This window comes from Flagellimonas oceani, assembly GCF_011068285.1.
In the GTDB taxonomy this organism is placed as follows: domain Bacteria; phylum Bacteroidota; class Bacteroidia; order Flavobacteriales; family Flavobacteriaceae; genus Flagellimonas; species Flagellimonas oceani.
The window spans coordinates 4,301,590-4,327,808 of the sequence record NZ_CP049616.1 but is presented as its reverse complement, the minus strand read 5'-3'; the positions used below and the strand labels follow the sequence as shown (position 1 = coordinate 4,327,808).

28 protein-coding genes are annotated in these 26,219 nt (G+C 44.7%); 15 read left to right on the top strand and 13 right to left on the bottom strand.

Annotation, left to right across the window (positions count from 1 at the left end; translation table 11 throughout):
* Positions 1-7: 7 nt before the first annotated feature.
* Both GVT53_RS19595 and GVT53_RS19590 read right to left on the bottom strand, forming a co-directional pair.
* The gene (locus tag GVT53_RS19595) at positions 8-1,951 is read right to left on the bottom strand and encodes a tetratricopeptide repeat-containing sensor histidine kinase (protein ID WP_166250161.1); all 1,944 of its coding nucleotides are present in this window, start codon (positions 1,949-1,951) and stop codon (positions 8-10) included.
* A 72-nt stretch (positions 1,952-2,023) separates the two neighbouring features.
* A complete protein-coding gene (locus tag GVT53_RS19590) occupies positions 2,024-2,200 on the bottom strand; it encodes a hypothetical protein (RefSeq protein WP_166250160.1) in 177 nt (58 codons plus the stop codon).
* Between the two features lie 381 nt (positions 2,201-2,581).
* Between GVT53_RS19590 and GVT53_RS19585 the strand changes: the two genes are divergently transcribed.
* On the top strand, positions 2,582-3,313 hold the full coding sequence (locus GVT53_RS19585; RefSeq protein WP_166250159.1) for a hypothetical protein: 732 nt from the start codon (positions 2,582-2,584) through the stop codon (positions 3,311-3,313).
* A gap of 92 nt (positions 3,314-3,405) precedes the next feature.
* Here the strand turns inward: GVT53_RS19585 and GVT53_RS19580 are convergent, their stop codons facing one another.
* The 7 genes from GVT53_RS19580 to GVT53_RS19550 all read right to left on the bottom strand — a co-directional run bounded on the left by GVT53_RS19580 (position 3,406) and on the right by GVT53_RS19550 (position 9,422).
* Positions 3,406-3,948: a DUF1643 domain-containing protein gene (locus GVT53_RS19580; RefSeq protein WP_166250158.1), complete on the bottom strand. Its 543-nt coding sequence runs from the start codon at positions 3,946-3,948 to the stop codon at positions 3,406-3,408.
* 34 nt (positions 3,949-3,982) lie between these two features.
* Positions 3,983-4,516 (bottom strand): hypothetical protein, encoded by a 534-nt coding sequence (locus tag GVT53_RS19575; protein WP_166250157.1) that lies wholly within the window; start codon positions 4,514-4,516, stop codon positions 3,983-3,985.
* Between the two features lie 291 nt (positions 4,517-4,807).
* Positions 4,808-6,394: a type IV secretory system conjugative DNA transfer family protein gene (locus tag GVT53_RS19570; RefSeq protein ID WP_166250156.1), complete on the bottom strand. Its 1,587-nt coding sequence runs from the start codon at positions 6,392-6,394 to the stop codon at positions 4,808-4,810.
* Positions 6,395-6,405: 11 nt separating this feature from the next.
* The gene (mobB, locus tag GVT53_RS19565; RefSeq protein WP_166250155.1) at positions 6,406-7,425 is read right to left on the bottom strand and encodes a MobB family relaxase; all 1,020 of its coding nucleotides are present in this window, start codon (positions 7,423-7,425) and stop codon (positions 6,406-6,408) included.
* A gap of 2 nt (positions 7,426-7,427) precedes the next feature.
* On the bottom strand, positions 7,428-8,015 hold the full coding sequence (locus GVT53_RS19560) for a BfmA/BtgA family mobilization protein (protein WP_166250154.1): 588 nt from the start codon (positions 8,013-8,015) through the stop codon (positions 7,428-7,430).
* A gap of 542 nt (positions 8,016-8,557) precedes the next feature.
* Positions 8,558-9,007: a JAB domain-containing protein gene (locus tag GVT53_RS19555; protein ID WP_166250153.1), complete on the bottom strand. Its 450-nt coding sequence runs from the start codon at positions 9,005-9,007 to the stop codon at positions 8,558-8,560.
* A 67-nt stretch (positions 9,008-9,074) separates the two neighbouring features.
* A complete protein-coding gene (locus GVT53_RS19550) occupies positions 9,075-9,422 on the bottom strand; it encodes a single-stranded DNA-binding protein (RefSeq protein WP_166250152.1) in 348 nt (115 codons plus the stop codon).
* 127 nt (positions 9,423-9,549) lie between these two features.
* On the opposite strand from GVT53_RS19550, the gene GVT53_RS19545 reads away from it, so the two are divergent.
* Together GVT53_RS19545 and GVT53_RS19540 are read left to right on the top strand one after the other, a co-directional pair.
* The gene (locus GVT53_RS19545) at positions 9,550-9,780 is read left to right on the top strand and encodes a hypothetical protein (protein WP_166250151.1); all 231 of its coding nucleotides are present in this window, start codon (positions 9,550-9,552) and stop codon (positions 9,778-9,780) included.
* Positions 9,781-10,391: 611 nt separating this feature from the next.
* Positions 10,392-10,553, top strand: a complete 162-nt coding sequence (locus GVT53_RS19540; protein ID WP_166250150.1) for a hypothetical protein — start codon at positions 10,392-10,394, stop codon at positions 10,551-10,553.
* 337 nt (positions 10,554-10,890) lie between these two features.
* On the opposite strand, the gene GVT53_RS19535 is transcribed toward GVT53_RS19540, so the two are convergent.
* Positions 10,891-11,076 carry a hypothetical protein gene (locus GVT53_RS19535; RefSeq protein WP_166250149.1) on the bottom strand — a complete coding sequence of 62 codons (186 nt, stop codon included), beginning with the start codon at positions 11,074-11,076 and terminating at the stop codon, positions 10,891-10,893.
* Between the two features lie 329 nt (positions 11,077-11,405).
* Between GVT53_RS19535 and GVT53_RS19530 the strand changes: the two genes are divergently transcribed.
* From GVT53_RS19530 to GVT53_RS19510, 5 genes are all read left to right on the top strand, one after another.
* Positions 11,406-11,876 carry an Hsp20/alpha crystallin family protein gene (locus GVT53_RS19530; protein WP_166250148.1) on the top strand — a complete coding sequence of 157 codons (471 nt, stop codon included), beginning with the start codon at positions 11,406-11,408 and terminating at the stop codon, positions 11,874-11,876.
* Between the two features lie 91 nt (positions 11,877-11,967).
* The gene (locus GVT53_RS19525) at positions 11,968-12,405 is read left to right on the top strand and encodes an Hsp20/alpha crystallin family protein (RefSeq protein ID WP_166250147.1); all 438 of its coding nucleotides are present in this window, start codon (positions 11,968-11,970) and stop codon (positions 12,403-12,405) included.
* Between the two features lie 26 nt (positions 12,406-12,431).
* The gene (locus GVT53_RS19520; RefSeq protein ID WP_166250146.1) at positions 12,432-12,647 is read left to right on the top strand and encodes a YodC family protein; all 216 of its coding nucleotides are present in this window, start codon (positions 12,432-12,434) and stop codon (positions 12,645-12,647) included.
* 61 nt (positions 12,648-12,708) lie between these two features.
* Entirely contained in the window at positions 12,709-13,206 is a 498-nt protein-coding gene (locus tag GVT53_RS19515) for a hypothetical protein (protein ID WP_166250145.1), read from the top strand.
* A gap of 93 nt (positions 13,207-13,299) precedes the next feature.
* Entirely contained in the window at positions 13,300-14,079 is a 780-nt protein-coding gene (locus GVT53_RS19510; protein WP_166250144.1) for a patatin-like phospholipase family protein, read from the top strand.
* Between the two features lie 835 nt (positions 14,080-14,914).
* Here GVT53_RS19510 and GVT53_RS19505 read toward each other — a convergent pair.
* Positions 14,915-15,148: a hypothetical protein gene (locus GVT53_RS19505; protein WP_166250143.1), complete on the bottom strand. Its 234-nt coding sequence runs from the start codon at positions 15,146-15,148 to the stop codon at positions 14,915-14,917.
* A gap of 36 nt (positions 15,149-15,184) precedes the next feature.
* Positions 15,185-15,325: a hypothetical protein gene (locus GVT53_RS19500; protein ID WP_166250142.1), complete on the bottom strand. Its 141-nt coding sequence runs from the start codon at positions 15,323-15,325 to the stop codon at positions 15,185-15,187.
* 451 nt (positions 15,326-15,776) lie between these two features.
* On the opposite strand from GVT53_RS19500, the gene GVT53_RS19495 reads away from it, so the two are divergent.
* Positions 15,777-16,388, top strand: coding sequence for a plasmid pRiA4b ORF-3 family protein (locus tag GVT53_RS19495; RefSeq protein ID WP_166250141.1), 612 nt, complete (start codon positions 15,777-15,779; stop codon positions 16,386-16,388).
* A 98-nt stretch (positions 16,389-16,486) separates the two neighbouring features.
* Here the strand turns inward: GVT53_RS19495 and GVT53_RS19490 are convergent, their stop codons facing one another.
* The gene (locus GVT53_RS19490) at positions 16,487-17,236 is read right to left on the bottom strand and encodes a DeoR/GlpR family DNA-binding transcription regulator (RefSeq protein WP_166250140.1); all 750 of its coding nucleotides are present in this window, start codon (positions 17,234-17,236) and stop codon (positions 16,487-16,489) included.
* 208 nt (positions 17,237-17,444) lie between these two features.
* Here GVT53_RS19490 and GVT53_RS19485 point away from each other — a divergent pair, with 208 nt between their 5' ends.
* From GVT53_RS19485 to murQ, 6 genes are all read left to right on the top strand, one after another.
* Complete coding sequence (locus GVT53_RS19485) at positions 17,445-20,423, top strand: SusC/RagA family TonB-linked outer membrane protein (RefSeq protein WP_166250139.1); 2,979 nt, start codon at positions 17,445-17,447, stop codon at positions 20,421-20,423.
* Positions 20,424-20,435: 12 nt separating this feature from the next.
* The gene (locus tag GVT53_RS19480; protein WP_166250138.1) at positions 20,436-21,770 is read left to right on the top strand and encodes a RagB/SusD family nutrient uptake outer membrane protein; all 1,335 of its coding nucleotides are present in this window, start codon (positions 20,436-20,438) and stop codon (positions 21,768-21,770) included.
* 121 nt (positions 21,771-21,891) lie between these two features.
* Positions 21,892-22,554 carry a class I SAM-dependent methyltransferase gene (locus GVT53_RS19475; RefSeq protein ID WP_240905086.1) on the top strand — a complete coding sequence of 221 codons (663 nt, stop codon included), beginning with the start codon at positions 21,892-21,894 and terminating at the stop codon, positions 22,552-22,554.
* Position 22,555: 1 nt separating this feature from the next.
* Complete coding sequence (locus GVT53_RS19470; RefSeq protein ID WP_166250137.1) at positions 22,556-23,632, top strand: anhydro-N-acetylmuramic acid kinase; 1,077 nt, start codon at positions 22,556-22,558, stop codon at positions 23,630-23,632.
* A gap of 37 nt (positions 23,633-23,669) precedes the next feature.
* Positions 23,670-25,124 (top strand): sodium:solute symporter, encoded by a 1,455-nt coding sequence (locus GVT53_RS19465; protein WP_240905085.1) that lies wholly within the window; start codon positions 23,670-23,672, stop codon positions 25,122-25,124.
* Positions 25,121-25,960 (top strand): N-acetylmuramic acid 6-phosphate etherase, encoded by an 840-nt coding sequence (murQ, locus tag GVT53_RS19460; RefSeq protein ID WP_166250136.1) that lies wholly within the window; start codon positions 25,121-25,123, stop codon positions 25,958-25,960. Before GVT53_RS19465 ends, murQ begins: the two co-directional genes overlap by 4 nt.
* Positions 25,961-26,219: the final 259 nt, after the last annotated feature.

The following is a 26,219-nucleotide window of genomic DNA, read 5'->3' as shown; positions in this document are numbered from 1 at the left end:
CTTTGAATTATAATGGAATCATGATCTGAGCCTTAAAGCCCTGACCCTTATAGGAATCAAAAGTAATGCTTCCTCCAATGGCCTGAATACGCTTTTCCGTATTCCGAAGTCCATTTTTGGCATTGAGTTCCTTTGGAGATGCCCCCACCCCATTATCCGAGTAATTGATTACTACTGATTTTCCTGTGGATTTAAAAACAATGGTGACCATGCTGGCTTCACTATGCCTGCCCATATTTATCATCAGTTCCTGTACTATCTTGAAGAGCACTTTTTGTGACAAAGGGGCCATTTCATTCCATGGGACCTCCTTGATACCTGTCATGAATAGGTTCGCTTCACTCGGGGTCCTAAAACGGAGCATTTCCAAAAACGCTTCTTTAAATAATTCTCCAGTGGCCACTTCATTTACCTCCCTTGAAAAGTTTCGGCTTTGATGGTAAAGCCCATCCAATTTATCCAAGACAGCTGTCTTATCCACATCTGTATTTAGCATTAACATGGTTTGGTTGAGCCCTGCACCAAAATCGTCATGTAACCTTCGTGACATCTCTGCTTCCGTCTCCAGTGTCGCCTCCAACCGTGTCCACTCATTCTGTTCCTTTAAACGTCTGGTACGTTGTCTAAAAAAATAGATGGCAAAACCTAATCCCAATAGCAATACCATGGAACCTAGATAGGATATGGTTTTTTGGTTTCGTTGCTTTGTAACCAACAACGCTTGTTCCGCCTTTTCCTTTTCCAAGCGTAATATGGATTCCTGTTTTAGTCTATCATCATATTTGTATTTGGCGAATTGGGTCTTGACCATAGTTTCTTTAGTATCCAGACTATCGCTCAATAATATATATCGGTCTCGGAGTTTTACATTTTCAGGGTTTAGCTGCATTAGGAACTTCAATGCATCGGTCTCCGCCCTTGGTACTTTGATTTTTTGGGACACCTGAATGACCGAATCAAAATAAGCTTTGGACATGTCGGACCTATCTTCCATGTGAAATTCACCCAGATGGGTATAGCTAGCCAATTGCCCACGCCAATCCTTTTTTTCCTTTCTGATTTGAAGGGCTTTCAAAAATGAAGCCTCAACATCCTTTTTTTCTAGGAGCCATTGGGCATAGGACAAATTATCCAATATCCTTGCATAAACCACTGCTGATGAATCCAATCCTAGATGACCCTTGATTCTATTTAGAAGAACTATTGCCTCTTCATATCTTCCATCATCAATATAAGCGGCAGCTAGATTATTCTCAAATGCTATCTTATCATACATGGAGCTACTACTGTTAATCGCCTTGGTATAGTAAGATACTGCATCCTCAAAGTTCAATAACTTCCTGTGATTGGTGGCCAAGAGCCCGTAACATTGGACAATGTCAGTACTGTCACGAGATTCTTTAAAAAATTGAAGAGCCTCGGTCACGGTTTCCTTGCTCCCAAAAAAATCATTTTGGTTCTTCTGGATTACCCCCATAAACAATAGGCACTTACCTGTCCAGCTGCTGTCCTTTGCCAACTCGAATTGGCTTTTGGCAGCACTGTAATTTTCAAATGCCTTACGATAATCAGATTGAACCTGGTCATAATAGTACCCCATCAGGTAGTAATGGGATCCCGATAATCTAGGCCTACCAAATCGGGATTGCACTGTAATGAAGCTGTCATGATGCAACACTAGACTATCGTAAGACCCTGCCTGAAATAACAAGGAACTCTTTTGATACATCAACATTCCATAAATAGAATCCTCCTTTAGATTCCTTGCCAAATAAAGAGCCCTATTTATGCTCTCCTTTTTTTGATGCAGTGGAATATCCTTTTGTAAGGCAAGGTTATAGTACCTATGAATACTGTCGTAAGCATCAGATAAATCATTGGCTCCGTTCTTATTGGGTGGGCCACAAGAAACAAAAATCGTCGCTATGATCAGCAATATATACCGTTCCAAGTATAAGAGGTTAGTTTATTAAAAAAAGCCATGCCTGATTTCCAGACATGGCTCAAATTAGTAAAATTATTCTTACTGATCGCCTCCTCCGGGTGGTGGCGGAGGTGGTGGTGGCGTCGGGTCTTGGTCGTCTCCTTCGGTAGCGACCATGTCGTATTCGCTCTCAATCTCAGCCGTATCGGTAGTGGAACATGAGAACATAAACATATTCAAAACAACGGCCATCAAGGCCAAAAACACTTTCTTCATTTTTATGAAATTTTAAGATTGGACAAAGAGGGGGCTGTCCGGATTTTCCGGTGCGTTGGTGCTTTTCAGCCACCTGTGAGTTTGGAGTACTCCTTTGCTAGTGTTGGAAAGTGGAAACTGCATGTGACCCTTTAGGTTACTTTCCAATGAACCCTATACAGGTCACATTACAGCATCCCATAAAAATGAATTTTCTAGAACGACTATGTTAGCAACACATAGCGAATCCATTTTCTGTGACAAAGTAAATTGAGGTGTTCCTTTGGATTGCAGACAATGATCGGACTTCTATTGGACAAGTTTTAGACACCACTGTTACTAAGGGTTTACACGTGAACTGCCCAAGGATTTGTACATCTGAATTTTGTATTTTTAAGCGATATGGAAGACATTAGAATCGAAAATTTGGTATGGGATGTCTTTAGAAAGGCGGAACGGGAAACTGTTTCACACACAAGATTTGCCTTGGCTACCCATGTAGCGTCAAAAACCAACCTAAGCTCCAAGACTTTGGAAAGGGCCTATGACAAATATGTGACCCGGACCAATAAGGGCTACAAATTACAGGCAGACAGCATCGATTTATTATGTACCTATCTGGGATATAACGATTTTGCCCATTATGTCAAGGAAAAATCCCAAGAAAACAATAGCCTAGGAACGACCACTCCGCAAACAACAAGGAGAAACCCGCTTTTTATAATGGCTGGGGGGGCGATAGCCATTATGTCCATTATATATCTATGGCCAGGCAAGGAAGAAAAAAGTACCACCAATGCAAACTGTATGACATGGGCCGACACCCTTTATGTCCCAATATCCTGCGATGCAGGACCCTTATCAACACATGGGACCCCAATCGTACCTATAGATCCCATTAAAATGAAAAGTTTCAAAAAAGTAGAAGTGGATATGGCGACCCAATTTTTTTCAGAACAGACGGGACAACCACTAATCTGGTATTACACCAAAAGTAACGATGAGACTGAATACTATACCGCCCCCGGATTACATCCCATTACAGGTAAGACCTTAAAGGCAATTACAGAGCATATCATCATGACCCGTATACCGATGCATACCAATCGGGAAGATTCATACCTGGAGGAATAGGAGAATTCAATACTATCACAAAGGATTAAGAACAATGGGTTTTCATTTGGATGCCTTTACCTTAACGCATGCATCCCCATTAGTGGTTACGGTTATCCTTTAAGGACCTCCGATACATATCGCTGTATATCAAAATCTACAAATGTACTTTTCACAGGCTTATAGAGTGGATGTCTAGGATGTCCCTTTTGCGTTGGCTCCTGAATGATCTTCCAATTGACATCTATGCCCTTTAGAGCAGCAAACATTTCTAAAAAGCACATCTTCAGATAGGGTCTATATTCGATCAAATTACCAAAGGCCAGCCATACTGTACCGATATTGTATTCTACTAGGGTGCGTTTCACTATGGATAGATTTTCTTTGATTGCATGAGGATTGACCTCATAATCAATTTCGCTGATGTCCGTGGCCCTTTGTGGACAAATGTTGAACATCACCCAACCATCATACCCGTTAAACTCGGCGATACGCTTAACAGAACCCAAAGTATTGTCCAGGTCGTCCGGTCTGGCTGTACTGGGATTTATCCCGATGCAGCCAACCATTCGATTTCCTTTTTCGCCCAAGGCGTACCTTAATTCATTGCTCCCATTGTTCATGTAGATCCATTCTATGGGTTTAACATGTTCCATACGTTTTTTCTTTTTCAGTTCAATCATATAATTGTTACCTTTCCATTGATCTACACGGTCGCCCGAAAACCTCGTCAAAAGCGACTTCGGCTTGTTCTCGAATCAACTTGTCACTGTCCTTCATTTTGAATACGATGACCATCCAGCCCCAAGAGTTATAAGGTTCTTGGTTGATGTTTATTCCATTTCTACCTGAGTTATCCATTTTTAGGCATACTCCATAGTGAACACCCTTACCAGAGTGCGAACTGTTATAGGTATCATTGGCCAAATGGCTGATAACTCTTTTTTTTGTAAAATATGAATGTCCTCGATAGATCACTTTGTAATTGGAATACTCCAAAGAACAACTGTCAATACCATTGACCTGATAGTCGGTCAAAATCAAATAAAATCCTGAGTTGTACCATAATTTGTCCAAATCGGTCTCATCACGGATTTGCAATACCTGAAAATCATTGGATTTCTTGTAAAGGTCCATTGATTTGAAATAATCCATCAAATCATATTTAATTTTCCGTTTTACTTGGTCGATTGATTCCCTATACTTCGTGATGTGTTGTTTCATTGGCTTTGGCATTAAATATCCTATATATCATTTTCAAGATCAATTGGACCGATTTCCAATCTCATTGCGTTGTAGTCTATAAAAATACCATTCTTATACTGCTTTTCTTTATGGAATCGCGTAAACCAAATTCACAATTTATGTTACACCACAAAAATCTACGTTCAATCTATCTTACAGGTACTTGATTAACGAAATCACCTATCGCCCCGTTTTGGAACGAGCGGATTTTATCTTAAATCATCTGAGGCAACATTAATTTTCCAATGCCTGTAATCTTTTAAAGTCTGTTTATTTGAACAAGGTACTCACCTCCCGATGCACCTTTAAGTAATGCTGCTCCAAATCCTTTTCGGAGTATTCCCTAGCCTTTGGTAACCCTTTCGGGATATCGGGCCTCGGAAACCGTACCTTTCGATCCTTGCCGTCCGCAAATACCACAAACTCCCCTTGTTTCAATCGAAAGAACACCTCTGCCCTGCGTTTGGACACCTCCTTCTCCCCTTCCGTAATCCGACGCTCCAGGTTGAGCCCTGAGCTCTTACTCACGCTCCTAGTGGGTATCTTCACCAGCTCAAAGAAACGCTCGTAATAGCGAGCGGTATCCGGGTCGTTCACCTTACCAAAAAACTGATAGGATAGATTGGACAAAATGGCCTTACTGGCCTTCTCCCCGTACATCATATCGTTCTGGACCTTGTCCTGCAGGACATAAACACTTACAATATCATAGCTCCGCAAGGTAGCCGGTATTCTGTGCATGTTTAATAGCCGTAAGGTAGAAGCCTCCTCCAACAGCATAAAGGAAGGTTTTCGGTTGCGTTGGCTCATCTGTTTGGAGATGGTATGCATAATGGTAGCGATCACGGGAGACAGGGAGGCGTCCTTCTGGGGATTGTTCACCAGGGCAATGACCGAGGGATTCTCGCTATTGTTGATGTCCAAAGGAATCTCATCGGCGGACAGCACCATGAATATTTTCCGGGTACTGATCTTCTTGATGGCATTGGCCAGTGTACTCATTACACCTGCGGTCTGCCGCTCTGACCCTACCCCACTGATAAAGGCATCGGCCATGGCACGGGAGGTAAGGTTCTCCCGCAGAAACTTGATCAAGCTTTTGGTTCCCAGTTGTTGGTACAGGGCCATCAAATGGGGCAGTGTGCAGAAGTCGGGATAATCGGTTTTGAGCCGCCAAATCAAGCCACTGATCAAACCTTCCGCCGCATCCTTAAAGAACCGAGAGGTGCTGTTCTCATCGGAATCCTTGTGTTCCATCAAATTTTCCAAAAGCACACGGGATACCTCATGCACACTTTCCTCATCGGGCAGGTATCGTGGGGCAATGGGATTCACGCGGTGATAGATGGGCCCAAAGGATACGATACGGAAGGGAACCTTTTGGTCCTTCCACAAAGGACAGGCCATTTCCGTAATCTCAAAATCCTTGTAATCATGAATGACCCCGGAAAACCGCTGCTGCCTGAAATGCTGCAACAGACCATAGATCACACTCTCGGTCTTACCGCTTCCAGCAGAGGCCATCACGGATATGCCCCTTCTAATGTTACCCAACACCAAAGGCCTTCCCCGGACCTTCAACCTGACCTCGAACACCTTTGGTAGTTTACCGGTATCCTTATGGTGATCCACCAGCCCATAGATTACGGTATGCAAGAAAAACAAAGGAATCCATAGGCTCAGTGCTTGCCCCAATAGCACCTCCCAACTTAATATCCACCCAATAAGCACTACAAGAACCAATAGGCCTACAACAACGTAGAAAAACCCATACTTAAGATAGCGATTCGCCAGAAAGGAAACCCCTCCCCCTAGCAACAAACCAATCCCTATTTCAATCCATCCCATGTGTTCCATAGCAGTAGTAGTTATATTCCAATCGATCCTGATTCCAATGCCTTGCCTATACCCTTTTTGAGCTGCATCATGGCCTTATAGGCCAATTGGGCCTTGTTGGTGGGAATAGTGGGAACGTTGATACCCGCCTTGAACAATAATTGGCGTGCCGCTTGTCGCTCGTTTGCAGGCAATCCCAACAGGGCCGAAAAAAACCGTTTGGGGTCCTTATCCAGTAGATTTCGGGCGTGGTAGGTCTCCACAAAGTTCCTTTTGTACCCAAACTGCCGGTCAAAGGTATTCTCCGCAGCCCGGAAGAATTTATCCCTGTCAAAGCCCTGTTTGACGGTCTGCCCATGGAGGGTGGTTTCCGAAGTTCGGAACTTGGATCCCGGGGAAAGGCTATGGGTATTGGTCCGGTCCATCCGACTGACGATGATATGGATATGGCTTTGGTACCCTTCCTTGGCCATGCCCGGTACGATACGCTTGCCATTCTGTTGGTGGGGGGCTTCCCGTTCCAAGATTTGTATCCGCTCTTGAAGTTGGGCGAGATCCCCTTGTTCCCGGCCTTGTTGTATGGCCCTGACCTGGTGTTGGAGTTCCAGGATCTTAGTGGCATACGCTTGGTTCTCCTTGACTTGCCGGTCCTTTTCAGAATAGGTACGCTCCCGTTCCAACTTGGCAAAATAGAGGATATCCTTGACCGTCACTTCCCGGTCCCGGTAAAAGGCCGCCGCATAGGCCTTCATAACCTCTCGGGTGTATTGCCTCAGTTTCTCGGGGTCGTCCCCGATATGTTTGAGCTCTCCTTGGGATGGGCTGACGACCAAAGAATAAAATTTGGGTTCCTTTTTTTTCAGCTTTGCGGTATTGGCATCGATTTCGGCAATGACCCGCTCCGCATCAATGCTGTTTTCTTCATGATTGAAGTACAGTTCCTGGTCACCCTGCTCTTTTCCTTCGTTCTCCTTTTCCAGATAGTTCACAAAGTCCCGGGCACTGCCCCGAAAATTGTCCCCCAGTTGTTGGCGTGTGATGGCGATATACATCCTTATTGCTTTTTAAGTTTTGTACGATATTTTTCGATGGCCTCGGGATTGAGGTCCAGTTTAAGGTGGTCCTTGCCAAAGCGGTTATGGTACACGCTCACATGGTCCAGCACATAGGCAAAATCTTCCTTGAGCTCTTCCATTTCCTCCAGCAAGCGGTCATAACGGATCTTGGGCACGGTGACCTCCCCATCAAAAGGTTCTGGTTCGCTGGGTGCTTTGGCCTCGGTCAATTGTTGTTCGATAAAATCAAAATCAGTGTCCCATCCTTCTTCCTCATCGGATGCCAGTTCCTGTTCAAAGAGGGCCTGCATCATCCCTACGGTGGGCAGGGTCTGTTCCTTCTCGATACTACGCATGATGGCCACCATCGCATTGAAGCGCCGCTTCATGAACAATTTCATACTGGCAATGGTCTCTCCCAGATGCTGGTCCGGATCAATGCCATGGCGTTCAAAAAAGTGGACCATGAGCAACAGGGTCATCGATCGGGATTGTCCGAACCTTCGGGAGAACCGCCTAAATTTCAGGGCCACCGAGCCTTTTACGCGAATGGTCCTAAACCCCTCTTTTTCGTATCCTTTATCCATTTTTGAGTCAAAAACGTCTTGATTTTATTGGGCTGAGAGCCTTTTTTAGTCAAAAACCGACTTGCCCTTATTTTCATTCATTCCCAAAACCCCTATAAACAGGGGCCTTGCGCAGCAATGATAATCGGCAGGACGCGCGAGCGTGCTACCCTCTTGCTTCTCCTTTTCGTCCCGCAGGGACAAAAATGATTCGCACAACATGGTTTAAAAACCAGTTGCACCTTATCTAAAAAGTCAAATCAAATCGTACGGACTTTGGGAAAGTCAAATCGGATTGCCGTACATAGTAATAGCTGTATTTCTGTATTTTAAAAATAGCAAAATAAAGCCCGTGAACACAGAAAAACCCAATCATAATGATTGGGTCGAATTGTTGTCGTTACCCTATGGAATAAGGCACGTATGCATACGGCTTGTACTGTTTTGCTACAAATCATACAGCTCAGGGTCAAACCCATCGGGATAGTCCCTTGGGTCGTGGTCGTTCGTTTCGCCATTTTCGGCTTCGTGCATCCTATTTTTTTCAGTCATCGTTCCAAAATTTATAGGATGCCGTTGTCCGCAAAACTGTAGTAGCGCCCATCGGGTGCCAGGATGATATGGTCTATCACATGGACATCGAAGAGTTGTGCCGCAGCTTTGATCTTTTGGGTCAACTGTTTGTCGGGTTCGCTGGCCTTTAGCTGTCCGGAGGGGTGGTTGTGGGCGAGGATGATCCCCACGGAAAGCGTCTTGAGCACAATGGCAAATAGGATGCGGACATCCACCAAGGTACCCGTGATGCCCCCATGGGAGAGCGGATAGATGCCCTTGACCTTGTTGGAGCGGTTGAGCAATAAGATCTTGAAGGTCTCGTGCAATCCTATGGTATCGGCGTCCCAGTTCTTGAAGAGCAGTTCCGCCACCTCCTTGGAGTTGGTCAGGGAAAGCGATTTCAGGGTACTGAGCTTCTCCCGATAGCTGATCTGTATTTCGTTGACTTTGGGTTCCATACTTGTGGTGTTATGGTTTTAAAAAAGGAAAGGGTACCCAAGCTTTTGACTTGGGCACCCCTTTCCCTTATCCCTCGTTGGTATTTCCGCCCAACAATAGGATCTCGCTGGCCACCACTTCGGTGACATAACGCTTGTTCCCTTCCTTGTCCTCGTAGGAACGGGAGGTCAGTTTTCCCTCGATGGCGATCTCCTTGCCCTTGGTCACGAAGCCCTCGATGATGTCGGCCAGCTTCCCCCATCCGATGACGGTATGCCATTCGGTATTGGTGATGCGCTCCCCTTGGTTGTTCTTGTAGTGCTCGTTGGTGGCCAGGGTCAGGCGTGCCACACGTTTTCCACCGTCCAGATCGGTGATCACGGGATCCTGTCCCACGTTTCCGATCAATTGCACTTTGTTTCTCAATGTACTCATGATAAAAAGGTTTTAAAGGTCTGCCGTCCACACCTTGTGATAGATCGGCAAACAGGGTTAAAGATTTCCCCTCTTTTTTTTTGGTCATTGTCTCCCAAATTTTAAGGGGCGTTTGTTTGCTTCTTACATGCGCAGCATTATAAAAGAAGGGGGTTCTGTCAAGGCTTATGGACAGGAAATCGGGAGGCTCCGCGACGTAGCAAAACCTTTGGCCGTACGAAAGGCAGGCAAGGTTTTCAAGGAAGTGGAAACCCTATTTACGGACAGAACAAAGCCTGGCCTTGACAGGTTCGATAAGGGCCCTTGGGCATCCTTCAGACCCAAGGGCAAAAGAGCGTACGGGAAGTTGAGCGAGTGAAGTCCTTGGTGTCCTGATTGGAAGGCACCGGGCACTGCCCTGTTTTTCGATGCCCCGAAAAACGACCGGGGCTTCTTTTATTACGGGACCCTTAAAATTTGACCGGCGGACGGACGGAATTTTGAGGCCTTACAGGCAAAGCCCCAAGAAGGCTTTGCGAAGGAAGGACGACACAAAAATCCGGACGGACGGCTTCGGCATGGGCAGTTTACAACTACAAATATTTTCATGGACCCCCAGAAGGAACTGAAACTGTTGTGATATTCCGTTTGACCATCCCATCGAAAATTTGGCATCGTGTCAAAAACATCATGGAATTTGTGTCTCTTTTTATCATATCATACAGCTTTAGAAATGTGTTTCTCAACCAGACAGATCCATGAACGTAAAGCATTGGAGCGATGGCTCTTGGTAAAGTCAATGTAAGACGATACCGAAACCGACCTGGAGCTCATTTACTTCCATGCCAACAACCATGGAATTGCTATATTGAATTGGGCATATAATTGGGAGACGTTCACCATGAATTTAACGTTGACCATTATGAGTAGAAAAGGCGTCCGGTAATCATCGGCGACGGGAATTTGGAATCTTGGCTGCACTATGGCAATATGGCCTCAGATGTACAGGATCTCATTGTTGATGATCCCTGGGGATGGGAACTAGAGGTCCATCCGGTAACCAAGGACCTCTATAGTAGGACCATCGAATCCAACCATCTTGGTATCACGGACAAAGTGAACGACGAAGAATTCTCTCCTTCTTATGGGTGACCATAAAAAAGGAGGCTTTTGTTTCCAGACTCCACGCTATCTACGAATCAATCTTCAATTATTTTGGTCTGCTGCTCCATGAGAAACAGCAAAGCAGCATTCCATCCCTAAAGAACTTACCGCAGCATCTTGATATAGCCAAAAAGTCCTACAACCCGTTTATTCAGGGTAAGATTTAAAATGATAAGAATTAAACATTATTGATGGTTTTTCACTTCTGTCAACACCAACCCCAACCAATTCTATTTAAAATTTACCGCTCAACAACTACATTCAAGCGACCAACGAATCTAATTCAAAGGTAGCCCGCTTAATCCATCAATTTTAATTCCAGTGCTTAAGCCGAATAGGAAGGTCGCTTGATTTTGTCACGGGAATGGTCAAACTCGTATTCTTCGCTGTGGAGCATTCGATGGTACGCGGTCTCGTCCACGTTGACGGGAGTCTGAAGATTGGGGAACTGGATCTGATAGTAATTTCCTTTTTTTCCGATGAGCCGTACATTGAGTGGTTTTTTCTCCATAACCTAAATTTTTAAAAAAGTTAAACCATAAAAAAATACCGTTTTAATTTGGCCAAATTCCGTTCCAAAGTTGAACCCCTATAATCTCTTCGACTCTATTCTTGGCAAGATGCTGTTTAAAATGCCAATATGACGTAATTAATGTAAATATTTTATTAAAATGACATTTTTAAACCCAGAACATTCCGAAAAAATGACAGGGATTTTTAGAAGCTCTTAACAAGAACATGACAAAAATCTATTTTGGCATTCCCTTTGTTCATTTAAAATCGGGGAATGGATAGCCCCATACTTTTAGGCAATATGTTAAACTTAAATTTTTTTAAATCATGAGCAATTTAGTTTCTGTACCAAAAAATGGAAGTTTGGCAAAATCAACCTTGGACTTCCCGACCTGGTCCAACTGGATCGACAGTTTTTTCAGTTCGGACCTGCCTCCAGTGTTCACTTCAAATTTCAGCACCGGGATTAACGTACCCAAAGTAAACATCAAGGAAACAGCGGATGCCTATTGGGTAGAGATGGCCGTCCCCGGAATGAAAAAATCCGACTTCCAAATCGATCTGGACAACCAACAGCTTTCCATCTCGACCAAGATAAAACAGGAAGAGGAGGGCAAGGAGGACAACTACACCCGTAGGGAGTTCACCTATACATGCTTCAGGAGGTCTTTCACACTTCCTGATTCCGTTGACGATGGCAAGATCAAGGCTTCGTACAACGAAGGTATTCTAAGCATTCATCTTCCGAAGAAGGAAGAGGCAAGGAAAAAGCCGGCAAGGACCATCAAAATCTCCTAACATTACACATTTTTTAATAGTTCAATGGACCGGGGGCCAATAGTCCCCTTTCCATTGAACCCAACAATTGTTGAAGCTAAATTTTTGCAAAATGAAAATTTTTGGCAAAGAGGTGGGTAAGGCAATCCAATTCCCACCAATCCTTGAATGGGTTAAGAAATGGGTAAAGCACATAACGGGCATTGGCAAGCTTAGACCGATGGCCATGCCATCGACGGGCAGCACTATTGGGGAGACAAAATTTGGACTTTCCACCCCCAAGCCCGGGTTCGGTAAGGACAATATAAAGATGGAACTTCAGGGCAACACTCTTATCATTAGCCGTGAGAAGGAACATTATCGGGAAGTAAGGAAAAGAAATGGGGTGCGAAGGGAATTTGCACGCGCCTCCTTCCATAAGACCTTGGACGTCCCACGGGACATCGTCCCTGAGAGCATACATGCCATCCTTGAGAACAGGTTATGGCAGGTGCGCTTTTCCAATAGGGAAACAATGTATAGACGGCTCCTCAAGGTGGCCTGGTTTTGACTGTTCAGTATTAAAACAGTTTGTTCATGGTGCGAAAGTTCAAGGCAGGTGACCGGGTCAAGGTAAAGGGAGGTTCCGATGGCCCCAAAATGGAGGTCCTCAAATATATCGCCAAGAAGGAACCCATATTTGGGTTTGTGGACAGGGATACCTATGTGGAATGTGTATGGTACCGCAATGGCGAGCGAAGATCCAGGATATTCCACCAGAATCGCCTTTCCAAGGTAATGCAACTAAAATGAATGTTCAAGGCCCATCAAACTCGGGGTTAGGAACTATGTTGAACCAAAAAAAAAAAGAAGGATGAAAATTCAAATACTATTTTTAACAGGTTTGTTACTGGCCCTGAACAGTTGTCAGGGCCAAGAAAAGAAGGAAAGCAAAATGGTCGAGGAAGGCGACCACAAAGAGGTCGCACAGCCCAAGGGCAGTTGGAAGGTAGATAGGGAATACGATGAGGACGGAAACCTCATTCGCTACGACAGTATCTATTCTTGGTCTTCCGATTCGTTGAACGACCTCTCTGGTCTGGACAGGGACAGCCTTTTGAGCAACTTTGAATCCAAGTTCTATAGCCACTTCTCACAGTTCAGGGACCAGGGGTTCGGGGACATTTTTTCACCGGATTCACTCTTTAGCAGAAGGTTCTTCAACGACGGTTTTTTTCAAAGCGATTTCGGGGAGGACTTTATGGAACTTGACAACATCAGAAAGCGAATGATGGAAAGACAAAGAAAGTTCCTGGAAAAGTACCGCTCCGACCTAGGGGTCCAAGAAAAGGACAGTGTTCAGCGAACATAGTACAGACCTATTGTTGACCAAACCCAGCTTCTTTTAGAATGTAAGTTTGAAGAAAAGGGAGTGTAATATCTCCTTCAATGAAAACTTTTGAATATGAAATCGGAAACATTGATCGATGCCACAATTGGATTGGTACTCTCGGGAGGAGGGGTGAAAGGGATGGCACATATTGGGCTCTTGAAGGCCCTGGAACAACGTGGGGTCAATCCAAGCCAGATATCCGGCGTAAGTGCCGGGGCGCTCGTTGGTGGACTTTACGCGGATGGGGCTAGCATTGAGGAGATGCTCCTTTTCTTCAAGGAAACCCCTTTGCTCAAATACAATTTTGTAACCTTGAACAAACCAGGGCTGTTCGATACGGACAAGTACCTTCCTTTCTTTGATGACTTTTTCAAGGCACGTCGGTTCGAGCAACTTGGCAAGCGGCTTGTGGTAGTGGCCACGAACCTGTTGAAGGGTGAACCTGTGTATTTTGAAAAAGGTGAATTATTTGGCCCCTTGTTGGCCTCGGCGGCCTTGCCTCCAGTGTTCAGCCCTGTTTCCATCGATGGGCAGCTCTTTGCCGATGGTGGAATCATGAACAATTTTCCCGTGGAGCCGCTCACCGGGGCTTCCGACGTGATCATAGGGTGTTATGCCACGTCCATGAGGGAAGTGGTCAAGGGACAGATCAAGAGTGCCCTTCAAATTTCACAAAGGGCCAATCTTTTGATGCTGCACGCCAATGCCATGGACAAACTGTACATACCAGATTTGTTGATCGTGCCCGAAGAACTTGGGAAAATTGGTGTTTTGGACAAAAAAGGAATCGACAAGGCATTTGTCCTTGGCTACGACCATGCCAACCGGAGACTGGATGAATGGTTACAGTAAACCGGAAGTGTTGAGCAGAATAAAACAAACAAATGAACTAAAACTATTCGGATATGGGAAAATTAGCAATCGGAATCTCTTTGATTGTGGCTATCTACGCCCTTTTCCTGCACATCACTAACCTGTATTTCCTTGGGAATGGAAGTTCCCGACACCTAAACCTTAATGGCTTTATAAAAAAATTCAAAGGGTTTTTAAGGTCGATAGGGCAAGGTTTGCCTGATAGTACGAGGCTTTAAGAAATAGCCACACAGTACCAATAATCGGGAAGGCCCATACTTAATTGTCTTATTGAACGAATCAACGATATCAATGGGGATGGCGTCCCAAAATACCCTTTTCAAGGGAATATACAATGGATGCGAATATTGGCCAGAGAATGGGATAATGGGTGTAACAGGAAATAGAGCTATGGGCCTTGATAGGGGTTACTCAAGCGTATTTTCATATGAATTCATCATTCGGGCAAGCGTACCCTAAAGAACAGTTAATTATTGTCTGACCCATGGTTATAGCAAGGTGTGGGTTTATATGGAAGGATGGGACAAGGTTTATCCTATGGGTCGCTAAAATTGCGCATAGCACAATCAGTAAAAGGCAGTTGAAAATCAAAACCCCTACATCAAAACCTACAATGGTTCATAATGTGCGCTTTTTGGGTTATTCAGTATCTAACCTTCCTTACGTCGTAGGGGTAATTTAATGGATGACCATACCAATGGCTTAATCGTAAAAAAAGAGGGGCCTGTTTCCAGACCCCTCGGTTCATGTAAACTAATTCCCTATGGCGTTGGCCTGTTGTTCCATATCCGCTACCCTTTCCATGTTTCATGCCTTATTGTTTTTGACACTTTTTTGAATAGGCTTGCTCAATGGTTGAAGTCGTGTCCTTGTAAATGGAATGCATCACCACATAGAAGGGCCTATTGGTCAAATTCTTGGTGTGGTTGCTTTCCCCAAGGTCTACCTGACGGGTCAAAAGGAACCAAAGCAATTTATGGGAGGGCTTCTTTTTGAAGTTTTCCTTGAAACTGGCCACTATTTCTTCCTTGGACAAACTGGAATCCATACCTAAGAACCGTCTGAAATGCTCCCTTAGGTCTTCCTATCCGATGTTGTTCTTGAACAGTGAGATGGCAAGGGCCACCGTTTCATCCCTGTTTAAGGGCTCCTTCCGATCGATATAGTCAGTCTTCCGGATCATCTCCACCACTTCATTGAACTGGTGGTTGTCCTTACGGGCCACTCTTTGTTTTTTTGTTTTTACCTGATTCTAGGATCTTGGTTAAACAATACTCGAGCAGTAACCGAGCGGTAGATAAAATTTTGGAGTGGCGAGGAAACGGAAAATCGGCCGACTGCATTTCGTGAGTGGCCTCGGCAACGGCTTTATACCCCTCGTCCGAGAAATTGTGCGAGCTTAACTTTCTGTAATATTGGATAGAAAATATAGCCGTCTTATATAGAATTTAAGAATCCACTTTGGCAGGTTGTAAAAAATCCCCATCCTGTTGCACACTAATGGGTATGGGTCAAAGTGTGCCCATTTAACCTTTCCAAAAGAAAGTGCACTGGTATCCAAATCCCATAAAATCGATTGCTGGAAGCACCGTTTCGGGAATTCAATTCGATACCATTTTTATTTATGCCCTTTTTGTTATAAAATTGGGCCCAATTCATTAAGTAAGCATTGTACATTGAACAAAACATTCAAGTTTCGCATCGAATTGGATGGAACCTCACCAAAAATATGGCGTGAATTTTTGGTCTCATCCGATACCAAGTTTTATAGGCTACATCATATCATTCAAATTGTAATGGGATGGGAAAACTACCATCTGTATGAATTCTCCATGGATAGCTATCGTATTGGCCAACCATTTGAGGACGATGGTTTTAATGGTCCAAATGAAGTCATCGATTCGAAAACGATCACCATTGGCGATGTACTGCAGCTTAAGGGACAGCAATTGGAATATCTATATGATTTTGGGGATTACTGGCAACATATTCTGACTGTGGAGCTAATCATACCTGATCTGTCCATCCCCTTTCCTGTCTGTTGTGCAGGAACATTGAGCTGCCCGCCAGAGGATGTCGGTGGTGTATCTGGCTTTTATGATTTTTTAAGGATCTTGGAAAAACCCAGACACCCGGAACATAAGGAAACCAAAGCGTGGGCAAATAGCAAACTTACCGCTATAGATGGTCGCTACGATTCCCAAAAATTTCCCTTGGAACGGATAAATTACACCTTGCTCAACCTAGATGCCTATATCAAGGATTGGGAGAAAAAGGCCAATTCATAGTGGAAGAGGTGAAAAACGATCAACTCACTAAACAGGATAGACCTGAAAGGAAAGAAAATATGACTTCCTGTTTTGGAGAGCACTACAGCGCATACCAATCAAACCAAATGAACACCTGTATTTCTAAAATCTTCCAAGATGTTAGCGGTAGGCTCCAGTTCCGTAATCATCGTAGTTATATCGCTCATCTCACAAGTTTTATATCGGTTCCTGGAGTTCAGCTTTTCCGATATCGTGAGGAGTACTGTACTCTTCGAAGCCTGAATGACCGCATTTTTGACCTGAACACTTTCCCAATCAAACTCCGTTAGCCCATAGTTCGCATCGACATATCCTGTTCCGATAAAGCCGTAATCGGCATTGATCTTCGACAAATTGTGGATTGCCTGTCCACCGGACGCAATTTGGGACTCTTTCGCTATGGTGCCTCCCAAGAAAATGACCTCCAGCTTCGGCTTTTTGCATAATTCTATGGCAATGGGCAAGCTCAATGTAAAACAGGTAAGGCTCATTTTTTCGGGAATGTTCCTGGCAAATTCCAGACAGGTCGTTCCCCCATGGATGATGATGATATTGCCATTGCGCAATAATTGCACCGCTTTTTTTGCAATGATCCGTTTCTTTTCGATTGCGTAGACCTTGGTCTGTTCCCCGGTATTATTGGCATAGGCCAGGGAAACGGCCCCACCGTGCACCTTTTTTAACTTTTTTTCGGTATCCAGTTGTATCACGTCCCTTCTGACCGTGTCCACCGAAACATTGAGAACCTCAGCGATATCGGCCAATAAGACCCGGTTATGTAAAGCTACTTCATTCAATATCAGTTGGTGTCTTTCTTCCTTGAGCATGGTGTTGGTATGGGTTGGTTCGGTACTATTCGCATTAAATGTAGCAGGATTTTGCCATATAACTGAAAATTAATTTATATTTTCGATATATTGCAAATTAAAACCGCAAAATATTGCAAGTTATCATTTTTTGGTTACTTTTATGGAAACGTACAACTTTCAAAAAATGACATTAATTCTCGAAATCAATTAATTAACTCAGTGTAAAATGGAAAAACGAAGTTTAAATCACAACAAGATCCTATCCAGACTGGCCGGTTTTCTGATGCTGTTCGCAAGCGCTTTCGCATTTGCACAAACATCAGATTATTCCTTTAGCGGTACGGTTAGCGATAGTAGCGATGGGGCACCGATTCCAGGTGCATCCGTATTTATCAAGAATACTACCATAGGGGGAGTAACCGACTTTGACGGAAAGTATTCCTTCACTGGAAATGTGGCCAGCGGGAGCTATCAATTGCAGGTAAGTTATCTAGGGTACACCACCAAGACGGTGCCGATTACCATAGGTTCGGAAGGGAACGTGGTAACGGACGTCATGCTTCAAGAAGACCTTTTGAGCTTGGACGAAGTCGTGGTCACCGGTTCTACGGTAGGAGTGAACAAGCGTACCTTGGGTAATTCCATTTCTTCGGTCAAGTCGGAGGATTTGGTGAATAATGGTGCCACTGCTGTAGACCAGGCCATATCCGGAAAAGTCACCGGCGCCTTGGTCCAACAAAACTCAGGTGACCCTGCCGGAGGGATAAGCATTCGCTTGCGGGGCCCCAGCACCGTTCTGGGAAGTTCAGATCCCTTGTATATCGTGGATGGGATTATTATTAGCAATTCAAGTAACCAGTTGATCGACCTAGGAGGTAATGCACAGAACAGATTGGCCGACTTGAACCCAAACGATATCGAGCGTATCGAAATCATAAAAGGTGCCGCTGCGGCAGCCGTTTATGGATCTAGGGCCAGTAATGGTGTGGTACAAATTTTTACAAAAAAGGGAAGGTCCGGGGAACCAAGGTTCAGTTTTTCCACGAATGTAAGGGTCAATGAACTTCGTAAAGAAATAGATTATAACACGGTCCCACTATCATGGGTCGACCCGTTCGATAGAAATAACCTAGAGACAGTTCCGGCAACCCGATACAACTATCAGGATGAATTTTTTGGCACGGGATTCGGTGTTGAAAACTATATTTCCATGAATGGGGGCAATGAGAAGACCTCTTATTTTCTTTCCGCATCCCATTTGGACAATGAGGGAATCATAGAGAACACGGATTTTCGGCGTATCGGCTTTAAGGCGAATTTGACCCAGAAGGCCTTTGATTGGCTGACCGTAAATGCAGGACTGAATTACGTGCGAAGTGTAAGTAACGATATTCCCAACGGCGGTATCAATGCGGCTTACGGGGCCATTACGGGCTTTGTGTTCAGCGATAACTCGATCAACCCCTTTCCCAATGAATCCGGTGTTTACCCCGTGACCTCCAATTTAGTTCCACGGACCAACCCTCTGGAAGCGGTCAACCGCTTTGATTTCGGACAAAAGGTCAACCGTTTCATCACAAGTATCGGATTGGACGCCAAAATCACCGAGAAGCTTTCCGCCAACTATACCTTGGGATTGGATTATTTCAATCAATCCGCTACGGCATTTATCCCGATCAACAATACCTCACCGAACGGGAACGGATTTGCCAGAAGATCGGACATCAACAATTTTCAATATAACAGTGATTTGAACCTGTCCTATAAAACCAATATCAATGAAGCGATCACGTCAACAACTACCTTGGGCGGCTCTTGGCAGTATGAGGAGTTTGACCGTATTGGCATCAGCGCCGACGGACTTCCGCCCATCGTGGAAACCGCGGAAAGCGGCAGCATATTGGCCCAAGGAGAGGGCAGGTCACAGATATCGTATTGGGGTGCCTTTATCCAACAATCGTTTGGCTATAAGGACAAACTCTATATCAACGGTGCATTGCGGCAGGATGGCGCCTCTACCTTTGGGGAGGACGAGCGTAACCAGCTCTATGCCAAAGCGAGTCTGTCCTATATTCTTTCCGAGGAGGACTTTTGGGAGGACACCTTTGGGGATGCCTTTAGCACATTTAAAGTAAGGGCCTCCTGGGGACAGGCGGGGAACCTTACCGCACTTACGGCATTTCAGCGTTTTACCTTGCTCAATCCGGCAGCCATCAATGGCTCTCCAAGTTTGATTCCAAGTACCCAACAGGGGGATTTGAATATAGCGCCGGAGCGGCAAGAGGAAATAGAGTTCGGTTTTGACGCCGGGTTCTTGAACAATAGACTGGGTATCGAAGCGACGTATTACAAGCAGGATGTCACGGACCTATTATTGCCCAGGGAGCTTGCCCCATCGACCGGTTTCGCTTCCCGAATAGAGAATGTGGGCAACTTGGAGAACAAAGGTCTGGAAATTCTTTTAAAGGGTTCCCCCATAAAATCAGAGGATTTTTCGTGGGACATTACCGCCACCTACTCCAAGAATGAGAATACGGTTACCAATGTCGCCGGTGGAGGGCAGTTTGCGCTCGCGGGCAGTTTCTCGACCAACTTTGTCATCGAAGGTGAACCATTGGGGGTATTCTACAGACAGTTCTATGCTCGCGATCCCGATGGAAGTATTTCCTTGGATGAAAATGGATATCCCTTTACGGGGGTCACGGAAGATGGTTCCACATCGAAAGTGATCGGTGATCCCAACCCAGAATGGTTCGGTTCCCTGATCAATGAATTTACCTATAAGGACTTTTCCTTTAGGGTCCAGTTCGATGCCGTTCAAGGATTCGATGTCTTCAACTGGAACAGAAGATTGTTGGACAACGTCATCTTTGGAGGCGGGTTCAATGTAGGCCAGGAATTATTGGGTAACCGACCTAAAGGTTTCGGAGGTGCACAGGCAGGTATTTTCGAGGAATTTGTTGAGGATGGTTCTTTTGTAAAGCTTCGGGAATTGGCCCTAAGCTATAATCTAAGGGAACCGTTCAAAGGGGTCGATAATTTGAAGATCAGTCTAGTGGGCAGGAACTTGATTTCTTGGGATGACTACAGTGGTTGGGACCCTGAAATCAACTCTGCCGGACAGAGCAATGGAGTTAGAGGATTTGATTTTGCCGGGGTACCTATCCCGCGCACATATCAAATAGGTATAAATGTCAACTTCTAAAAAAGAACAACGATGAAAAAACATAACATATACAGCACCGTATTAACACTGATGTCAATAGTACTATTGGCTTCTTGTGAGACCGATTTCGACAATCCCAATGCCGCAACGGTAGATGAAACCTTTTCATCCCGTGAAGGTATTCTCGCGGCATCCGTCGGACTACAACAGTTGTACTCGACCACGGGGGTACGATGGGCCGTGGAAACCCCTGCGATAACGACGCGGGAAGGCGGTATTACGACCACCTTCCAGAATATGATCGAACTTGAGGATGGCGGAACAAGCTTGCCCAATTTCAATTCAAATGTGCAGGGCTTATGGTCTTCCATGTTGCGCATCATAAAAATAGCCGAGGATATCGAGGCCAATGCAGGAACCATTGAATTGGAGGCAGGAACACAGAGCGGCCTGATAGCGCATGCCAAACTGTTCAAGGCTTTGGCCATAGGAAATTTGGCACAGAATTTTGAACAGGTCATCGTTGTCTCCAATACGGATAATCAGGCTGAATTTGTCCCAAGGGTATCTGGCTATGAAACGGCCATTACTTTGTTGAACGAAGCAAAAAGTGCCATCGATGAGAATCCCGTTTCACAGGAGTTCATCAATGCCGTAACCTTAGGGAATATCGATGTCCGCAATGCCATCAATGCATTGCTCGCACGATACAATCTGTTCGCGGGAAATTATGAAGCCGCAATAACCGCTGCAAACAGCGTGGACCTTACAAGCACGTCCACGTTTGAGTATGATGCCATCAATTTGAATCCCATTTGGAGCCGTGTCTTTCTGAACAATGCACCCAACTTTAAGCCAAGGGATAATTTTGGCCTCCCGTCCGAATTTGTCTTCGATCCTGCCGATGGGCGTAACGCTTTCTATTTGGTGCCCTTGGACGAAACCAATCAAAACGGATTGCCGATTGAGGACTTGGCGGGCTTTTTCAACGTAAATACCGGTTCCATACCTGTTTACATTCCGGATGAGATGAATTTGATAGTGGCGGAGGCAAATATCAGAAAGTCGGGTCCTGACCTTGGTGCTGCCGTGGCCGCCTTGAACGAAGTGCTTACCGATACCGATGATCCTTTCGGAATCAATGCCAATGTAGGCCCTTATGCCGGTGCGTCAACATCAGAGGCCATTTTGATGGAAGTATATAAAAATCGAAGGGCAGAACTCTTCTTGACAGGTATGAGCTTGGAAGACAGCAGGAGATTCGGTAGACCGGAACCCAGTGGGACATCAATGATCTACACGGAAGAAAGAAACCGCAACTTCTATCCGTATCCCGATCTGGAGAGAAACAGTAATCCGAATACCCCAGATGACCCGAGCATATAAACTACTATAGCATAGCGGTTTGAGTTAGTTTTAGTTTACTGGGCCTACAACCTCTGTTTTTGTTGTAGGCCTTTTATGTACAATCATGGTTTACGCTTAATTAATTTTAGAACGGTAGGATATGATGAACCAAAGGATTATAGACGCTTGGAACAAAAACGCCAAGGAATGGATAAAAGTCATTGCCAACGAAGAAATCGGGTCCAGGAGATTTACCAATAAGGCCATTGTTGGCGAACTAAAAAACCTTGCTGGGGATAAGGTGATCGATATAGGCTGTGGAGAGGGATGGCTCACAAGGGCCATAACGGAAATGGGAAAAAAAGCGGTAGGAATAGATGCCATCGAGCCGCTATTGGTCGCAGCCCGATCGAAAGGGCCTGAGTCCTATCACCAAATGTCCTATGAGGATCTCATGGAGGGACAGCCCATACCAGAAGCTCCTTTCGACATCGCGGTATTCAACTTTTGTCTTTATCAAAAAGAAGGCCTTACCGATCTTTTGCGTGCCACAAAAAATCAGTTGCATACGGAAGGTAAGATCTTGATTCAAACGCTGCACCCCTTTTTTATGTTCGATAATGGACTGGATTATAAAAGTCAACTGATTTCCGATTCATGGCAGGGGCTACCCGGTAATTTTAGGGACGGCCACGAGTGGTATGCGAGGACTTTGGAAGATTGGGTCAACATCATCGGGGAATCATCCCTACAGCTGAACAGCATCAAAGAAGTTTTGAATTCGGAGGGCAGACCGATTTCCCTGATATTGAAAATCGATTGAAATGAAGACGTTTAAGGTAATTGGTTTAATGTCGGGAACATCCTTGGATGGCCTGGATATCGCCTATTGTCATATCTGGAGAACAGGCGATAGGTGGGATTTTGAGATCAAGAAGACCAAAGGCATACCGTATAACAATGGATTGAAAGAACAGCTTAGGAAATCCATATATCTATCTGCCAGTGAACTCCTGGCTTTTGATGTGAAATATGGTATTTGGCTGGGTGAAAGGGTAAAGGATTTTATTCAAAGTGCCGGAATTGAAGTAGACTTTATTGCGAGTCATGGGCATACCAGCCATCACCGACCAGAACTTGGCTTTACCCATCAGTTGGGCTCTGGGCAGTACCTGGCCAATACCGCTGGGTACAAAGTTATTTGTGATTTTAGGAATAAGGATATCTCCTTGGGAGGCCAAGGTGCCCCCTTGGTTCCCATAGGGGATAGCCACTTCTTCCATGCATACGATTTTTGCCTCAATTTGGGAGGAATCAGCAATATTTCTTTTGAGCACAAAGGCCGGCGAATCGCTTACGATATCGGTCTCGCGAACATGGTATTGAATCACATCACGGCAAAGATCGGATTACCCTACGACGATGGGGGACAACTGGCGCAAAAAGGAAGGCTCCTTCCCAAACTTTTAAATGATTTGAACAAGCTAGAATATTATCAGCAACCCTTTCCCAAATCAACCGGATTTGAATGGTTCATGGAACAAGTAGTGCCTATTCTGGATCATTACGATAATGACCCAAAAGATCTGTTGCATACCTGTATCCATCATATATGCGAACAGATAGTTGTACAGGTCAATTTAAACCGCTCCCAAAAAGAGGCCAGTATGCTGGTGACCGGTGGAGGTGCAATGAACGGCTATTTGATAAGGGTCCTGCAGGAGCAGTTGGGGACGACGGGGAAATTGGTCATCCCGCCTGCGGAAATCATAGCGTTCAAAGAAGCCGTTGTATTTGCATTGATGGGCGTGCTAAAAATGGTAAATGAAACCAATGTGTTGAGCTCCGTCACAGGGGCGTCCAAGGATTCCTCCTCCGGCATCATTTACGAACCGCAATAGCCAGTAGCTTATTGTTGAACCACAAAAACCGTTTTCGTTGGACCTTACCCTGATCTTTTTCGTCATTCTCTTTTATTTTCTGGTGCTCATGGCCATTTCGTATGCTACTTCCAGAAATAGTGGCGATGAGACCTACTTTACCGGGGACCGTCAATCTCCCTGGTTTTTGGTTGCCTTTGGTATGATAGGTGCCGGACTTTCGGGAGTAACCTATGTGTCATTGCCCGGGATGGTGGGAAACAATAATTTTCATTTCTTCCAATTCATACTGGGTAACGTCGTCGGGTATCTCTTTATCACTTTTGTACTCATCCCGCTGTATTATCGGCTAAGGTTGGTATCCATCTATTCCTATTTATTGGAACGATTTGGTAATAGGGCCTATAAAACCGGATCTTTGTTTTTCCTGATTTCCCAGTCCTTTGGTGCTTCGCTACGGTTATTGTTGGCGGCCAAGATCCTCCAATTTGTGTTTTTTGAAAAGATAGGAAGCCCGTTCCCAATTACCGTTATCGCCATTTTGTTAATGGTTTGGCTGTATTCGTATAAGTCCGGCATCAAAACCATTGTTTGGACGGATACCCTTCAAACCATCTTTTTGATCTTAGGTGCCCTGATCACGTGTTACTATGTAATTACTTCATTGAACCTCACATTTACGGCATCGATAAATGAGATTGTCGACCATCCCTATTTTGATGTCTTCAACTGGGAACCCAAGTCGGACAATAACTTTTTCAAACAGTTCATTGCAGGTATTTTGGTAGCGATAGCGATGATCGGATTGGACCAGAATATGATGCAAAAGACCCTTAGTTGCAAGAATGTATGGGAGGCACAGAAAAATACACTGAGCTACAGTTCCATATTGGCCATAACCCAGTTTCTGTTTATGGGGCTGGGCATCTTATTGTATATCTATGCCGAACATATGGGATTAGGGTTGCCCATGGACGCAAATGGTACGCTATTGGATACCGATACCTTATTCCCGAATATTGCGTTGAACCATTTGGGCCCTGTGACCGGAATCTTTTTTCTGTTGGGCGTTATAGCAGCTTCTTTTTCAAGTGTCGATTCCGCCTTGACGGCATTGACTACGTCCTTTACCTATGATTTCTTGGACATTTCAAACAAAACCGTTAAAAACCCCAAACGAATAAAGAACATCGTATTGTTTGGTTTTTCCATAGTTGTTTTTGGGATCATTATGTTATTTTCAAATAGCAGGGGCGATGTAATTTCCTTGATCTTCAATGTGGCTGGATATACCTATGGTCCTTTACTGGGGCTTTATGTATTTGGAATGTTTACTACCATAAAAATCAAGGACCATGTGGTCCCGATCATATGTGTTCTGGCTCCCATAGCCACCTATCTTTTGAGCCTGTTTCTCAAGGACACCTATGATTTCGATATGGGTTTCATCAATATTGCCGTAAACGGTGGTTTAACTTTTTTAGGATTGATTTTAATTAAAACAAAGAAATGAGTAATAACAAGTATATGACCGAGCAGCCTTCGAATTATGACGGTCTCGAAAAGATGGATACCCTCGAATTGTTGACCAATATCAACCATGAGGATAAGGGCGTTCCTTTGGTGATGGAAAAGGCAATTCCTCAAATCAAGGAGTTTGTCGATCATGCGGTTGCCAAAATGAAAAAAGGGGGCAGACTGTTTTATATCGGCGCAGGCACCAGTGGAAGGCTGGGTGTCCTCGATGCCTCGGAATGCCCCCCTACCTTTGGGGTGTCCGATGATTGGATCATCGGTCTGATCGCCGGGGGTGACAAAGCCTTGCGGAAGGCAGTGGAAAATGCGGAAGATGATTTAGATCAAGCCTGGAAAGACCTTCAAGCATTCAATATCAGTGAAAAGGATATTGTACTGGGGATTGCCGCCTCAGGTACTACGCCCTATGTCATTGGGGGAATACGAAAGTCCAAGGAACATTCCATTTTGACGGGAAGTATAGCCTGTAATGCCCATGCGCCACTTTCTAAGCTATCCGATCATCCCATAGAGTTGGTCGTGGGGCCTGAATTTGTCACCGGCAGTACACGGATGAAAGCCGGGACGGCACAAAAGCTTGCCTTGAACATGATTTCCACCTCCATTATGATCCAATTGGGCAGGGTTCGTGGGAACAAGATGGTGGATATGCAATTGTCCAATAAAAAGTTGGTCGACCGTGGCAAAAGAATGTTGATGGAGGAATTGGATATTGACGAAAAACTAGCCGGTCAATTATTGGAAAAACATAAGAATATCAGAAAGGTGCTGGACTCTTATGACTCCCAAATAAAAAAAAGAATGGGTTCGTAAATTGAAAGAACAGCGACCGAGCTGCAAGACATCACCATTTCGCGCCATAAAATGGTTGATTTCGAATCTACCTACAAAAGCATGAATTATCCCTGAACTTAAATTGTACCAAAACAAACATCTCGAATGCCTTACTAACGGCGGGTACCCAATGTTCAAACGGTTCCGTTTTGAATCTTGGATTGGTGAAAAAAGGGAAATACTGTAGAGGTTGTAGTGTAATCGGTGGCAAAACTCCGGTTTGGACGGGCACCGGAGC

Excerpts from the sequence above, each read along its gene's own strand:
- GVT53_RS19580 (WP_166250158.1), bottom strand. The coding sequence starts at position 3,948 with ATGGAACATGTTAAACCCATAGAATGGATCTACATGAACAATGGGAGC.
- GVT53_RS19490 (WP_166250140.1), bottom strand. The coding sequence starts at position 17,236 with ATGCTCAAGGAAGAAAGACACCAACTGATATTGAATGAAGTAGCTTTA.
- murQ (WP_166250136.1), top strand. The coding sequence starts at position 25,121 with ATGAGTAATAACAAGTATATGACCGAGCAGCCTTCGAATTATGACGGT.
- GVT53_RS19590 (WP_166250160.1), bottom strand. The coding sequence starts at position 2,200 with ATGAAGAAAGTGTTTTTGGCCTTGATGGCCGTTGTTTTGAATATGTTT.
- GVT53_RS19585 (WP_166250159.1), top strand. The coding sequence starts at position 2,582 with ATGGAAGACATTAGAATCGAAAATTTGGTATGGGATGTCTTTAGAAAG.
- GVT53_RS19475 (WP_240905086.1), top strand. The coding sequence starts at position 21,892 with ATGATGAACCAAAGGATTATAGACGCTTGGAACAAAAACGCCAAGGAA.
- GVT53_RS19550 (WP_166250152.1), bottom strand. The coding sequence starts at position 9,422 with ATGAGTACATTGAGAAACAAAGTGCAATTGATCGGAAACGTGGGACAG.
- GVT53_RS19485 (WP_166250139.1), top strand. The coding sequence starts at position 17,445 with ATGGAAAAACGAAGTTTAAATCACAACAAGATCCTATCCAGACTGGCC.
- GVT53_RS19560 (WP_166250154.1), bottom strand. The coding sequence starts at position 8,015 with ATGGATAAAGGATACGAAAAAGAGGGGTTTAGGACCATTCGCGTAAAA.
- mobB (WP_166250155.1), bottom strand. The coding sequence starts at position 7,425 with ATGTATATCGCCATCACACGCCAACAACTGGGGGACAATTTTCGGGGC.
- GVT53_RS19555 (WP_166250153.1), bottom strand. The coding sequence starts at position 9,007 with ATGGAACCCAAAGTCAACGAAATACAGATCAGCTATCGGGAGAAGCTC.
- GVT53_RS19515 (WP_166250145.1), top strand. The coding sequence starts at position 12,709 with ATGAAAATTCAAATACTATTTTTAACAGGTTTGTTACTGGCCCTGAAC.
- GVT53_RS19535 (WP_166250149.1), bottom strand. The coding sequence starts at position 11,076 with ATGGAGAAAAAACCACTCAATGTACGGCTCATCGGAAAAAAAGGAAAT.
- GVT53_RS19530 (WP_166250148.1), top strand. The coding sequence starts at position 11,406 with ATGAGCAATTTAGTTTCTGTACCAAAAAATGGAAGTTTGGCAAAATCA.
- GVT53_RS19575 (WP_166250157.1), bottom strand. The coding sequence starts at position 4,516 with ATGAAACAACACATCACGAAGTATAGGGAATCAATCGACCAAGTAAAA.
- GVT53_RS19470 (WP_166250137.1), top strand. The coding sequence starts at position 22,556 with ATGAAGACGTTTAAGGTAATTGGTTTAATGTCGGGAACATCCTTGGAT.
- GVT53_RS19510 (WP_166250144.1), top strand. The coding sequence starts at position 13,300 with ATGAAATCGGAAACATTGATCGATGCCACAATTGGATTGGTACTCTCG.
- GVT53_RS19570 (WP_166250156.1), bottom strand. The coding sequence starts at position 6,394 with ATGGAACACATGGGATGGATTGAAATAGGGATTGGTTTGTTGCTAGGG.
- GVT53_RS19525 (WP_166250147.1), top strand. The coding sequence starts at position 11,968 with ATGAAAATTTTTGGCAAAGAGGTGGGTAAGGCAATCCAATTCCCACCA.
- GVT53_RS19545 (WP_166250151.1), top strand. The coding sequence starts at position 9,550 with ATGCGCAGCATTATAAAAGAAGGGGGTTCTGTCAAGGCTTATGGACAG.
- GVT53_RS19520 (WP_166250146.1), top strand. The coding sequence starts at position 12,432 with ATGGTGCGAAAGTTCAAGGCAGGTGACCGGGTCAAGGTAAAGGGAGGT.
- GVT53_RS19505 (WP_166250143.1), bottom strand. The coding sequence starts at position 15,148 with ATGGATTCCAGTTTGTCCAAGGAAGAAATAGTGGCCAGTTTCAAGGAA.
- GVT53_RS19540 (WP_166250150.1), top strand. The coding sequence starts at position 10,392 with ATGGCCTCAGATGTACAGGATCTCATTGTTGATGATCCCTGGGGATGG.
- GVT53_RS19480 (WP_166250138.1), top strand. The coding sequence starts at position 20,436 with ATGAAAAAACATAACATATACAGCACCGTATTAACACTGATGTCAATA.